The 13,596-nt window shown below is 32.5% G+C and carries 15 protein-coding genes; all 15 read right to left on the bottom strand.

The annotated features are described in order from the left end of the window. Position 1: 1 nt before the first annotated feature. Entirely contained in the window at positions 2-472 is a 471-nt protein-coding gene (locus tag ACLHDE_RS05390) for a nitrous oxide reductase accessory protein NosL (RefSeq protein ID WP_415398181.1), read from the bottom strand. Between the two features lie 16 nt (positions 473-488). Beyond that, positions 489-1,316, bottom strand: coding sequence for an ABC transporter permease (locus ACLHDE_RS05395; RefSeq protein ID WP_415398182.1), 828 nt, complete (start codon positions 1,314-1,316; stop codon positions 489-491). Further along, positions 1,316-1,768 carry a hypothetical protein gene (locus ACLHDE_RS05400; RefSeq protein WP_415398183.1) on the bottom strand — a complete coding sequence of 151 codons (453 nt, stop codon included), beginning with the start codon at positions 1,766-1,768 and terminating at the stop codon, positions 1,316-1,318. The genes ACLHDE_RS05395 and ACLHDE_RS05400 overlap by 1 nt, the downstream gene beginning before the upstream one ends. Further along, positions 1,755-2,393 (bottom strand): ABC transporter ATP-binding protein, encoded by a 639-nt coding sequence (locus ACLHDE_RS05405; RefSeq protein WP_415398184.1) that lies wholly within the window; start codon positions 2,391-2,393, stop codon positions 1,755-1,757. The genes ACLHDE_RS05400 and ACLHDE_RS05405 overlap by 14 nt, the downstream gene beginning before the upstream one ends. A gap of 3 nt (positions 2,394-2,396) precedes the next feature. After that, on the bottom strand, positions 2,397-3,302 hold the full coding sequence (locus tag ACLHDE_RS05410; RefSeq protein WP_415398185.1) for a NapH/MauN family ferredoxin-type protein: 906 nt from the start codon (positions 3,300-3,302) through the stop codon (positions 2,397-2,399). 30 nt (positions 3,303-3,332) lie between these two features. Beyond that, positions 3,333-3,839 carry a c-type cytochrome gene (locus ACLHDE_RS05415; RefSeq protein ID WP_415398186.1) on the bottom strand — a complete coding sequence of 169 codons (507 nt, stop codon included), beginning with the start codon at positions 3,837-3,839 and terminating at the stop codon, positions 3,333-3,335. Beyond that, positions 3,839-4,462: a c-type cytochrome gene (locus ACLHDE_RS05420; protein ID WP_415398187.1), complete on the bottom strand. Its 624-nt coding sequence runs from the start codon at positions 4,460-4,462 to the stop codon at positions 3,839-3,841. The genes ACLHDE_RS05415 and ACLHDE_RS05420 overlap by 1 nt, the downstream gene beginning before the upstream one ends. A 9-nt stretch (positions 4,463-4,471) precedes the next feature. Next, entirely contained in the window at positions 4,472-5,212 is a 741-nt protein-coding gene (locus tag ACLHDE_RS05425; RefSeq protein ID WP_415398188.1) for a 4Fe-4S dicluster domain-containing protein, read from the bottom strand. 2 nt (positions 5,213-5,214) lie between these two features. After that, positions 5,215-6,435: a nitrous oxide reductase family maturation protein NosD gene (locus tag ACLHDE_RS05430; protein ID WP_415398189.1), complete on the bottom strand. Its 1,221-nt coding sequence runs from the start codon at positions 6,433-6,435 to the stop codon at positions 5,215-5,217. 20 nt (positions 6,436-6,455) lie between these two features. After that, positions 6,456-7,238 carry a cytochrome C gene (locus ACLHDE_RS05435; protein WP_415398190.1) on the bottom strand — a complete coding sequence of 261 codons (783 nt, stop codon included), beginning with the start codon at positions 7,236-7,238 and terminating at the stop codon, positions 6,456-6,458. 340 nt (positions 7,239-7,578) lie between these two features. Further along, complete coding sequence (gene nosZ, locus ACLHDE_RS05440) at positions 7,579-10,182, bottom strand: Sec-dependent nitrous-oxide reductase (RefSeq protein WP_415398191.1); 2,604 nt, start codon at positions 10,180-10,182, stop codon at positions 7,579-7,581. A gap of 118 nt (positions 10,183-10,300) precedes the next feature. Then, complete coding sequence (locus ACLHDE_RS05445; RefSeq protein WP_415398192.1) at positions 10,301-11,275, bottom strand: hypothetical protein; 975 nt, start codon at positions 11,273-11,275, stop codon at positions 10,301-10,303. Then, positions 11,268-11,924: a Crp/Fnr family transcriptional regulator gene (locus ACLHDE_RS05450; protein WP_415398193.1), complete on the bottom strand. Its 657-nt coding sequence runs from the start codon at positions 11,922-11,924 to the stop codon at positions 11,268-11,270. The genes ACLHDE_RS05445 and ACLHDE_RS05450 overlap by 8 nt, the downstream gene beginning before the upstream one ends. Positions 11,925-11,933: 9 nt before the next feature. Beyond that, a complete protein-coding gene (locus ACLHDE_RS05455) occupies positions 11,934-12,371 on the bottom strand; it encodes a hypothetical protein (RefSeq protein ID WP_415398194.1) in 438 nt (145 codons plus the stop codon). 96 nt (positions 12,372-12,467) lie between these two features. Beyond that, positions 12,468-13,586, bottom strand: coding sequence for a cell division protein FtsZ (gene ftsZ / locus ACLHDE_RS05460; protein WP_415398195.1), 1,119 nt, complete (start codon positions 13,584-13,586; stop codon positions 12,468-12,470). Positions 13,587-13,596 lie beyond the last annotated feature (10 nt).

Raw genomic sequence — 13,596 nt, forward strand, 5'->3', positions numbered from 1 at the left:
GTTATATCCTTCCATTTAAAAGATTTATAAGAGCTTCTGGGATTTCTTTTAAGCTCATTATTCTTTTGCCATTATGTGCTTTAGAATAAGTTTCTGCTGCTTCATAAGTTGCAAATGCCGGTAAATCATCTCCTGCAGGAGATGTCATATTACTCCCGTAAACATAAAAAGCACCCTTAGCATTTATAGGTTTTAATGTTTCAAAATCAGTTACAATAATATCTTTAAAATCATTTTCGCTCTTAACGCCGACATCAAACCATTTTCCAGGTTGCTGATAAAACTCAATCATTGATTTAGGACTTGAAAAAAAGATTTTTTTGCCATTTGTCAACTCTATCTTTGCTACCCAATTTGGATCTTTGTGTACTTTTAAATGTCTAACTAAACCCTCTGTGTCTTTTGTGTAATCCATCTCGTACGAGAACAAAAAACTCGACATTAATACTGCTACTAAAACTATTTTAATCATGATAACCTTTCCTTTTTTAAACTAAATCTTTTTTCTCAAAAATCTTGTAACCCATAAATGCAAAAAGCAAACCTACAAGTAGAGGGTAACCTATAGATACAAGTACAAAAACTGTTTGACTCATAGAGTCAAGTATATAAAATGCAACCGGACCCATGACAGTAAGTTCTGGGTCAAATAATGATATGGCTGCAACTCTAAAAATCTCCATAGGATTTGCCATAGCAATGAAGATAATGAGTTCTTCGTTAAATCTATTTTGCATCATAAGTGAGATAAGTGCTATATCTATAAATGCAAGTAAAAATATCCACACAAAAAATGCTATGCCAAGAGCAACTTCAGAAGACTTTACAAATGAAGAGATAAAAAATGCTATACCTAAAAAGGCACTACTCATCGCAAACAGAAGCCCTGTATATAAGAAGAAGATGCTCCAAGGAATATCTGCTCCTTTAAATGCTCCATAAACAATGGCAATAACCATTGCAAAAAGAACGGGAAGGTATACAGTGATAAAACGCCCTATAATCTTACCCCAATAATATTGCTTTAATGATATTGGAAACGAGAGCATATATTCTAAAATATGGTTATCTCTGTCTCCAGAGATTGACCTAACCGTCGTTATAAGTATAAATATAGGCAAGATTACAATCGTAATTTGTATGTACATTAGGAGCAGTCTACTAAGACCACTAAAGCCCATAACCTGAGACTCCGTTACGCCTGCTATAAAAAACAGAGCAATCAAACCTCCAAAGACAAGAGAGTAAACAACAAACCATTTAGCTCTAAGAGACTCTTTTAAGTCCAAATATGCGATTAAATATAAATTTTTCATTAATATCCTAGTATCTGTTTTCTAATTTTCGGGTTAGCCATATGCTCACCTCTTAACATCTTCGTATATACTTCATCGAAGTCTATATGGTTTTGGATACCATTTTCATAGGCGCTAAATCCATATGACATAGGTGTTTTTTCACCTATCCTATAACTTGCACTTTGTGCATCTATGTAGTGAGCAGTGTCTCTAGAGAAGACTTTAGCTTTTGTTATATCTATGTTGTTTTCATGGCTCCATAAAATCATACAGCCTATGTCATCAAAGTAATATATGGTACCATTTTTAACTAAACTTGCACTATACAAGTTTAGTTTTTCTACTTGCATATGACATTTAGGACATACTTTAGTTTCACTTTTTAATGCTTCAGTTGATGAACTCTGTGAAGAGTTACAAGCCGTGAAAAAAGTAAGTGTTACAATAAGAAGTAGATTAAATTTTATCATCGGAAACCACTTTTCCCAAATCCATATATATTTGTCTGTTTACAAGATCTTTAATCTCTTCAAGTCTGTGTGTTACAAAAAGAAGAACTTTTTCCTCTTCATTTTGCTTTAATAGTCTGTAAAAATCATCTCTGGCTTTAGGGTCAAGATTTGCAGTAGGTTCATCATAAATGATGATATTACTCTTTTTTGCTAAAGAAATTGCGATAAGAAGCTTCTGCTTCATCCCCCCACTGAGTTTAAAAAATGATTTTTTCATGTTTGATTTTATATCAAGTTTCATCTCGTTTGCGTAGTGCATAATCTTCTCTTTATCTACATCTGCACTGATGCAAATATAATGAATAAGCTCTTCAATATTAAGCTTAATCGGAGGAGGTAGTTGAGGAACAAAACTTATCTCTTTTAAAACTTCTACTCTCTGCTTGATAGGCTCAAGACCATTTATAGAAACGTCTCCTGCATCTGGATGGTAGTAACCAAGTATAGCGCGAATAAGAGTAGTTTTACCAGCACCGTTTGCACCCATAAGGGCGATAGCTTCATTTTTTCTAAACTCACAGCTAATATTGTCTAGAGAAACATGCGCACCAAATTTTTTAGTTAAGTTATTTATTTTTATCATTATCTACACCAAGCTTTTTAATCTAAAGTCAAAGTTAAGAGCATCTGTGTGACAAACATCTATACATCTGCCGCAGAGTGTACAGTCAGCTCCAGTAATATACTCTCTTGTAATACCTTTTTCTTCTCTTTGTTTGTCGTATTTTGCTTTTGTAATCTCTAAAACTTGATTTTCAAAACATACATCACTACAAACCATACAGTGATCGCAGCTATCATTCCACTCAATTCTAAGTGCAGATACTTTTCCGATGTAACCATAAGTAGTTCCAATAGGACATATATAAGTACACCAAGCACGACGAGAGTAAAAAACCTCTATGGCAAATACAACTACTACCCAAAGAAATGCTAGAGACCATCCATACGTTATCATTCTACTTAGAATTCCTACAACATTAAATGTCTCAAAAACCAAGTAACCACTAGTTGCAGATAAAATTAAAAATATTGCCCAAAATATATGTCTAACTCTATGGTCAAACTTTCGCTCTTTTATGATTTTTTTATTTACTAAAGTGTTATGTAGTTTTTCACCAATTTCACTTAGAATTCCATAGGGGCAAACCCACGCACAGTAACTTCTACCACCAACAAGCAGGTAAACAATCAAGATAGTTGTTATACCTATTATCATATTGATAGGAAGTTCATGAGTTGCTAAAAACAGCTGCATAGTTGTATATAAGTCTATCATGTGAAAACCTAAAAATCTTGAACCACTGAGTGTACCTTCAAGCAACTGCAAATCAATAAAAAATGACAAGAAGAAAAAAAGGTGGATGGAAATAATCAGTATCCATCTTTTCATTCTATAGCTAAAAATCTTTTTGCCATCTTTTGTAGTATCAAAAAATGTAGAGAAAAAAGTTGATTTCTTTATGGTTTCTCTATTGTTATACTTATCCATTTAAATACTCCATTTAATTTACTATTCTTCTTACTCTCGTTCTTTAGCTCTTTGTGGAAATTCTCCAATTTCTTTTGCAAGTCTTCTGAGATCTTCATCATTTAGCTTGATTAGAAGACCCTTCATAATCATGTTCTCTCTTCTACCAGCTTTAAAGTCAGCTAAACTTTTATATAGTTGTTCTTCACTCTGACCAAATATTTTCGGCCCCATCATAGCTTTACCGTTTTGAAAGCCTGAACCGTTAGTGCCATGACAAGATGAACATTTACTCTTATACTCATTACTTACTTTAAACGCTCCAGCATTTCCAGCTTTATCTCTAAGAGCATTAAGTTCTTCATTTTCTTTTTCTCTGTCAGATTTTTCTTGAGGAGCTGTAGAAGCTGTCATATTTTGGTTTTTGCCGTCACCTGTACCGAAGTCTTTAATAACTTTAGAATGTTCACCACCATGATAAACAGGGTCATCCATCGCTGTAAAAACCATTAGTCCAATTATAAAAAGTGTTAAAGCACCTACTATTATATTCTTCACTATTTGTTCCTCATTTCGTTTATCTCTTTATTAAACTCATATATTTCGTGGGCTAATTTTTTAATTTTTGCGTCATCCATCATTTTTACCAAGTCGTTCATCAATGGATTTGATTTTTTACCAGTTTTAAAACTTATAATTTTGTTGTATATATATTCATAGTCTTTACCTAGAAGTGATGGACCTATAACTCCATTGGCATAGTCATTATGACATGCAGAACACTTCACTATGAACTCTTTAGAGAGTTTTTTTACAAGCATAGAAACCTGTACTTTATCATAAGGACTTCTAACATTCATATTTGCGTCAATGTTTGTTCTGGGTTTTACTCGAACAGATGCATCTACATTTGCAGGTCTAGAGTTTTCATCATAAGCACTTTTTATATTATAATCATAATAATAAGACTTACTTTGAGATTTATCATTCTCTTTTACTTTTACTTTGATGGCATGAGCATCTTTATTTTGAACAACTTCAATTTTTAAGGCCTCATCTGTTTTTGTTGAAGTCTCTTTTTTTACTTGTTTTTCTTCTTTGTTATCACTACATCCAGTTACACCTGCAATAAGCAATAAGCTTAATGTATATACTAAACATTGAATTTTATATGTTCTCATACATATCTCCTAGTTTTTATTTGCGTAATATTCTTCATAAGTAACTCTTGGTTTAACTACTATTGATGGTACTTTTGTTGGACATACTTCTTGACAAGCTCCACAGCCAATACATCCATCATAAATTTCAGGACGTTTACCCCCATTACTATCTCTAACCATGGCAATTGCACTCATAGGGTTTGGGATAGGACACATATCTGCACAAAGAGTACACTGCTCACCTTCAAATTTATCAAACTTTTCAAGTACTTTCTCTTCATACTCTGTTACATTATTAGTAGAGTTTATAAACTTATGCATTTTATCGTTGTAACCAGCAGGCACAGGCGTATTAGTCATAGCTATACATGTATCAGGAAATTCTAAAACTGCTATGCCCATATGTATATCTTCAGCTTTTTCACAATGGTGATCTAGGGCACCGCTAGGACATGCCAAGACACAAGGTACAGCTTCACAGGCATAACAACCTCTCACGTTAGCATCTATGTACGGAGTTCCAAGACCATGACCTTTTACCATATCTGATAGTTTTATCGAGTGATATGGACATACTTGAAGACATTGTCCACACTTAATACATAGAGCAAGAAATTTTTTCTCATCCACAGCTCCTGGAGGTCTTAATCTATTTTCTGCTCTAAGAGTGTAAGGGCTAAATATTATCCCTCCACCAAGCGCAAGACCTAATATCCCAAGTGTGGAATATTTAACAAACTCTCTTCTATCTGTTTGTACTTTTGCCATGTTTATCCTTTAATCCTAACTTTAGGTTTCTCATCTTCAAGTAAAAAAAGTGGTTTTGTAAATGGAGCAAGTTTTGCTAAAAAGTTTAAAAGTGAAATTACCGGTGAACCATAGAAAAACTTAACATTAGGATTGTAAACCCAAAGCTGGTCTGCATATTGATAAACTCTATGGGGAGTATCACCTATATTATCACCATCTCTGTCAAAGCCTGTATAGTTGTCCCAGTAGTTTCCTTCTATTTCATTTTCATTAGTTTTGGCACCTCTACTATCATTTATAATGTCTTCTATATTTCCCATAATTGTATTGTTTTTAAGAACATTATTCTCGCTTAGTGAATGAAAATGAATAGCTTCAGCATTATAAAGTATCTTGTTTCCTGACAACCAGTTTTTTGTATCTGGTTCAAATGGTGACCTGTCTATATATAAACCCTGAGCACAATAAATTATAGTATTGTCTTTTACAGTAAAGTTTGATACATCTTTAAGACCTATTCCCATTCCAGTAGCACCTAAAGAGCTTTGAATTGTATTTCCAATCGCTATAGTATCTTTTGAATACATAAAAAAGATTCCTACAGAGTTGAACTTATATGAGTTGTTTTTAACTATATTTTTCCCAGCATACATGAAATGCAAAGAGTATCTGCATCTTTCACCATGGTTTTCTTCAATAAGATTACCGTGTGAGTACCATATAACCATATCTCTTGATTTGTAAAGAGTGTTTTTTTTAACTATATTGTCATTTGAGTACCAAAGTCTTAGTCCATCACCACGCATACCTAAATCTAAATCTTTTGAAGTGATTGTGTTATTTGAGATAATCGAGTTACTTACCATCTGTAAATCTATACCAAATAGACAATCTTCTATAATACAGTTACTAATTTCACAGTTTTTACTCTCAACCATAGTAATAGCTGAGTCGATTTTATCGTGTCTCTCGCCACTTCCTATGATTTTTAAATTTTTAATAGTTACAAATGAGCTTTTTATATGTATTACAGTTCCAGAGCCTTCTCCATCAATAACTACACCATCTTCTTTACCTATTATTGTAATGGGTTTAGTAATTGTTATACTTCCCTTATAAACACCAGCAGGTAGTTTTAAAATAGAGCCTTCTGGTGCATTGTCTATTGCATCTTGCAATATATTAACTGCACTAAGTTGGCTATATAAAAAAAGAGAAAAAATGAAGAAAATTCTAAACATGTAAAGCCTTAATTCTCAATTTATGACTGCATCTCTTTTAATGCTTTTTCTTTTGCAAAAAATGCAAGCAGACTAAGTAGACCGATAGCTACAATCATATAAAAACCGATGGTCGGGTATGAATGTGTAATAAACTGCGCTATCTTTCCATCTCCAAATACTGTTGGCATGAAAGGTTTAATCTTAAATGCTCCCCAGTCATGAAGGTTATGTCCAAACCAATAGAGCCAGTAAGAGTAATCCGCTATAAACAGTAATGGTAGAGAAGCGGGAACAAGCATTATATAGTTTAGAATTCTATTGTTATAAGCAATAAAGTATATCATACCAAGAGATAGCAAAAGTAGTGCATAAATACCAATTTCTCTCTCAAAAGTACCACCAACCCACATAGGGTCCATTCCAACATAGTGATTAATAGTATTCATCTCATGAATTTCTCCACTGAATCCATCAAAGTGAAAATATACAGGAATTCCTAGAGGAAACGCTTCTTTTGGATAGTTTGGTGCCTCAAGCGAAACAGCCCAAATCGGTAGTGAAGCTACACCAATCTCAGATGCAGATTCAATCATTTGATCTAAGTTGTTATGTGCTTCTTTTGGTGTAGATACACTTTTGTATCTTCCTTTGTTGTAAAAGTTCCAAACTTTAGAACTAAATGAAGATATTTTATCACTCTCTTGATTGTCTATCTGTGTTAGTACACCGTTAAACGCAATCATTGGAAAAGTGAATGAAAAAGTTAAGATAAGTAAAGCTAAAAGAGCAAAGATTCTTGCTTTTTTTATACTTGGATGCATGTGTTTTCCTTGTTGTGATAATAACTATAGATTAATTAAACATATAATTATAGTTAATATATAGATTTATTATATCTAAAATATATTATACAAAACTAGATGCAAGTCAATAAATAGAGAAATATAAATATATATAAACTTTATTATATTAAATAACTATAATAAAACTAAAGGAATTATAATAAGAAAATTGATATATGTCAAGTAAAATAAGTTTAAATTATGATATGGGCATTTTTACAAGAAAAGTGACAATATTCAGTAGAATAAAATGTCTGTTAATATTATTTAGGATGGGGAAAAGGAGGGGAACCCCTCCTTTATAAACTTTATCTATTTTCTAGAATAAGTTAGCATTCTCGTCTATCCATTTAAGATACTCGATAATGTCTTCAGTTTCTTTTTCACTCATATGTTGATTAGGCATTTTAAGTTTAAAGTAATCAACCATACTTGCCACATATGGATCGTGATACATTTTTTCTGGATCCATAATGAAGTCTTTAACCCATTTTTCAGGGTTCTCATGTCTTTGAAGTACACCTGTAAGGTCTGGACCTGAAGATACTTTACCGATTACGTGACAACCGCCACATCCACCTTCTCCAAATGCTGTTTCACCAGCTTGCGCTGCATCAGATTTTTTAGTAGCGATTAATGATACTAGTGTATCTTTTGCTCTAATTCCAACGTCTGCAGTTTTAACCATTAGTTGCCAAATCATGTTCTCAAATAAAATAGCTTTTTCAAGATCACCTTTTTTTAAGGCTTCATCAGCTTTCTTTTTCTGAGCAGGAATTTGACCATATTGATCAAACGCATCAGTTACAAGAGCAGCAACAACTTTGTGATCTCCAAATTTGTTCTCTTTTAAGAACGCAACAACTGATTGAATTACAGCATCTGTAGCATCATTTACAGCAACAGTTTTTTTGTATTCAGCAGTTAAATCAGCTTTACTCATAGTTTTCATTTTTAGTTTTTGAGCCGAAACATATTTTTTGTTCGGATCTTTAACCATCAAGTAACCCATCATCTCTAAGTGAAGTGCAGAACAAAACTCTGTACAATAGTATGGGAAAACTCCTTCGATATCAGCAATAAATTTAATACTTGCTGTTTTACCTGGTTCTAAAGAAGCATGAACGTTAAAGTTATCTATTGTGAAACCGTGAGCCTCATCTTGAGCACGCTCTAAGTTTGTTAAGTACATTGTAACTTCATCACCTTTATTTACCGTGATTCTTTCAGGGTTAATATGTGAGCGAACTACAGTTGCATATATTTTTACTTTATTACCATTTCTTTCGATTCTCTCTTGACCAGCTAAAGTTTTACCTTCATGAATAGAGTCCGTTCTTGAGTTTGTACCCATTGGATATCTTACGTGACCATGAAGCTTAGAAGCACGAATTGCAACTGCTTGGTGAGGTTCACCTAAAGGTAAAGGCATGTCAACAAGCAAGTCCATTGTTTTACCACTAATATCAATTAGTTGGTGATTCTGTGGGTGAAGTGGACCAACATTCTGGAATCTATCAATCGCTAATTTATTCAGTGAAATGATATATTTTCCTTGAGGATCAGCAGATTTACCTTCCATACCACAAAGGTGTCCAACATTGTAGTGAACATTCTCTTTGTCTAAAACTTTTAAAGTTTTATAGTTCCATTTAACAATCTGTGAATCAACATAAAGTGAAGTATAAATCTCACCATCTTTCCAGTTTTTACCGTATTGATTGTGTAATGGCCCAAGACCTAGTTCAGCTTGACCGTGTAATGATTCTTTCATATCTAAGATAGGAATACCATAAGGGTCTTTGCCAACGTATTTTTTAGCTTTGATAAGTTTTTGAATCTTACTCCATTTAAAAACAGAAGCATGGGTATCTAGCTTACCACAAACTATGATATATTCACCATCAGGAGAAACATCAACACCGTGAGGTGATTTAGGCTCAGGAATTAAGAATAGTGCATTATTTTTAACAGCTATATCAATAGGAATAACTCTATGACCATTAATAACTTTCACATTTTTCTTATCTTCAGCTAATTTAGCTAATTTTTCCCAGTTATATACGTGTAAAAAGTCAGTGTCGTTTCTTGACATACCTGCTTCATTTGGTGGCATACCAACTTCGATTCCACCTGTGTACATTTCAGTGTTAAATGAGTTAGTAAATCCCCAACCGTGAGAAACACCTTTACCAGCATCACTTAAATCTTGCATATATGGAGGCATCTCTATAGTAAAAGATGCTTTTTCATTAATTTTACCCTTTTTATTGTCGAATTTCCACATAGTCACACCACCACGATATGACTCTTTATAATCTTCAATTGGATGATAGTTATTATCAAGGGGAGCAGCATATTGTGCAGCATCTATAATATACTCAGAGTTTTGTGTAAAGAAAGAACCACCGTGAGCAGATTTAAATACTTTGTTAGAAACAATTTGTTTTGTTTCAAAGTCAGCTAAATCTATAATCGCAATACGTGGATTAGCTTTATCATTTATAGCTAACCATTTACCATCATATTTTCCGTCTATTTCTGAAAGAGCAGGGTGGTGAGTATCTCCCCAATTAATCTCTCTTCCTCTAATATTACCTTGTCTTAAAACTTTTTTTGACTCTTCATCAAAGCCATAACCCTGCCAAGGTTCAGGTGTAAATACACCGATATATTTTAAGATTCTCATAGAAGGAACACCGTAAACAATTACTTGTCCGGCTTGTCCTGCAGAACTAAATACAACAAATTCATCTTTTACACCACTTGGGTTGTAAGTTTTTGCTGCACGAATAACATCTATTTCGCTTAATCCTCTTGCCTTCATTACTTTTTGTAGTTCACCACCCGCAGCAGACGCAACTGATGCGACTAGTGTAGTACCTACAATAAGTGAAGTAAGCTTGTTGAAATGCTTAGTCATTTTCTTCTCCTTAATCTTCTTTTAAATATATGAAATATACTCAAATGATTCAAAATATTATTATATTTAGGAGGTCAATAATTTGACTAAGGTCAAAATATGAGATTAATTTTAAAATTTAGTTACGTTTAAGATTATAGTTTGATACGAGGTTATCTAAATCTGATTTTAGATTTTCAAGTTTAAGTGCAGATGATGTTAACTCTTCTAAAGATTGTATCAAAGCATCCTCTTTTTTAGTTAATTCTTTGTCTATACTTTCATCTTCATCCATAACAGACAATAGTTCTAAGAGATCTTCTATATTGCGTTCTACATGTTCTAGTGAATTGTAAGAATGTTCTATAGAATTAGTTGAGTGCTCTATGGAACTATTGATTTTTTCTACAAGGAAATTAAAATTATTACTTGCTTGTAATAGTTCATTGTTATTTTGATTTACATTAATTGGTTCTAACTCTTTGATACTTGAATTTGTAATAATGTTTTTTGAAGTCTGAATAAATTTTTGCATAAAAGTAATTACATTTTTTAGCTGGGAAAATAAATATATAAGAAGCAGTACTAAAGTAATAAATAGTAAGTACTGTAGGTTTTTTTCATTATCTATTTTTTCTTGAAAGTATTGGTTATGCATTTTAGTGAGTTCATTAAATTCTACTACCAGTTTTATATTTGTGTTGTAGATATCATTTACAACTTGTTCAAGTAAAATACTTGAATACGCTGTCATAACTTTTCTTGTATCTCTAAAGTTTTGAACATGAAGATAAAATTTGTTCCATAAAAGAACTATTTCATCATTTTTATTTTTAATAGCAACTGAATTAATCTTATTTAATACTTTATCTTTATTGTTCAAGTTATCAATAAATTTTCGAATAGAGTCATCTAATTGTTTAGTAGAAGTATTTTGATTTTTGTATATATAAAAAATGTTTTTAGATATTTCTTGCGTAAAATCCTTTTGAGAATTTATATTATCCAAAATATGATTATTGTTTTTATTTTCATTAGATATATAGCTAGATAGAAATGCTAAAGCAATAGATAAAATAAAAACTAATACACCCACTACTTTTATCTTAGTCATTTCCTATCTCCTTTAGCGCTATTGTATCGAGTATTGTAACTTTACCTTGTATTATATCAATAATTCTATTGCGTTTAAGTCTATTTAATACACGAGATAGAGTTGCAGGTTGAATATGTAAAATTAGAGAAATATCATGTCGTTTCAGCTTGTTAAACATACTCAAATCGGAGTCTAACATCATTGCTACTTTTTCCACTGAGTCAAAAATAAACTCTCTATTTATCAAAGATTCAATTTTTTGAGATCTTAAACTGATTTGATTAACAAGCTCTATGCAGAGTAGGTTTTTTTGTAAAAAGTGCTTTTTAAATTCTTTATAATCTATGCTAAGTACCTGAGAGTCTTCAACAAGTGCAACATTGGAAAATGATGTTAAAGTTTCATTATTTATGTTTGTAATCTCTGATATTAGAGATTTGTTATATATATAATATAGAAATATTTCATTAGAATGTTTGTCAATCTTATAAGTTTTTGCTAATCCACTAACTAAAAATAGTAAGTTATTACTCTCTTGTTTTTCGTAATAAAGTATGTATTCATTATTGTATGATTGAAGTGAAGAAATGGAAGCTAAAAGTTCAACATCTTGAGTCTTTAGAGTTTTGAAAAAATCTAAAGATTCTATTATGTTTTTTAATGACAATTAAAAATCCTAGTTCAGATTTGAAATACAATCTTTTTGCGTAATGTCAAATTGAAACAGACGAACTTTAGTCTTTGCATTGACATAGACATATGAAGTGTCGATACCCGCTTCAAGAAACTTTTTAGATGATTGACAAATGCCTGCTGTTACAGCTTGTTTCATTCTTGTTCTGTCTTCTTTTTTTATTGCTTCATCGCTTTTTGCACCAGTGTTAATTTCAAATGTATAGATAAGTGTTGTATCTTTATTTTTAACAGATGCTAATGTTGTGAGTTTATCTATAGTTTGTGGGAGTGTACTTGAAATCTCTTTTGCAACTAATCTTGCTATTTCTTTATTTTGAGCCTTCATCTCTTTTTGTGGGAAAGTTCCAGTTCTTGTAGGAATGTCGGAAGCAACTAAAGCTATAGATAGTGAAATTAAGATTAGAAATATTTTGTTCATAAATTAGACTCTTTTTTAATGAATTATACACAACTAAACAATGTTCTAGTTTGATGTCAATCAATATAAGAGACTAAAAAACCTTAAAGAGGTTTATTAGTCTTGCTGTTGTCTCATATAAGATGGAATATCTAAATAGTTGTCGTCAAAATCACCACCAACTACTAGTTTTGGGCGTAGAATTGCTTTTGGAGCTGGAGTTTCATTTACAAAATCTTCATTGTTTGTACCACTATTAATTTCTTTTTCAAAACCAGTTGCAACAATAGTGATTTTGATATAATTTGGCTCTATTGTATCATCTGTTGAAGTACCAAAGATAACTTCTGCATCTTCGTGTGCACTCTCATGTACAACATTCATAGCATCTGAGATTTCCATTAATGGGAAATCCGGGTGCATTTTAAAGTGTACTAAGACACCCATAGCACCATTGATTGTCATATTATCAAGAAGAGGAGATTCTATTGCTGCTTTGATAGCTTCATAAGCAGCATTTTCACCTTCATACTCACCAACACCCATAAGTGCCATGCCCTTATGACTCATTACTGTTTGTAAATCGGCAAAATCCAGATTAATGTCATTTTCTCCACTTGAAAGGATAACACCTGATGTTCCACTAACAGCCTGAGCTAGAACACTATCTACTATTTTGAAACTTTCTTTTAGACCAAGTCTTCTATCAATTATAGAAAGAAGTTTGTCATTAGGAATAACTACTATAGAATCACTCTCTTTTTTTAGCTCTTCAAGTCCGGCTTCTGCAAGTTTAAGACGCTTTTTACCTTCAAATGCAAAAGGTTTGGTAACGATAGATATAGTTAAGGCACCAACTTCTTTTGCAATTTGAGCAACCACAGGAGCAGCACCGGTTCCTGTACCACCGCCAAGACCAGCGGAGATAAATACAATGTCAGCACCTTGAAGAGCAGATCTAATCTCATCATAATTCTCTAGCGCGGAGTCTTTACCGATTGCCGGTTTCATACCTGCACCAAGACCTTTAGTAAGCTTAGTACCGATTTGAATCTTTGAAGCACTCTCTGCTTCATAAAGAACCTGAGCATCTGTGTTGACCATAATCATTTCGATGCCAGTAACACCTTCTTTAATCATATGACCAATCATATTACCACCACCGCCACCAACGCCAACTGCAATAATTCTTGCTCCGTTTAAGTTGCTTGCTTCTTCAATATTAAATGGTTCCATCTCTCACTCC

The sequence above is a fragment of the Sulfurimonas iocasae genome (assembly GCF_047716755.1).
Taxonomy (GTDB): domain Bacteria; phylum Campylobacterota; class Campylobacteria; order Campylobacterales; family Sulfurimonadaceae; genus Sulfurimonas.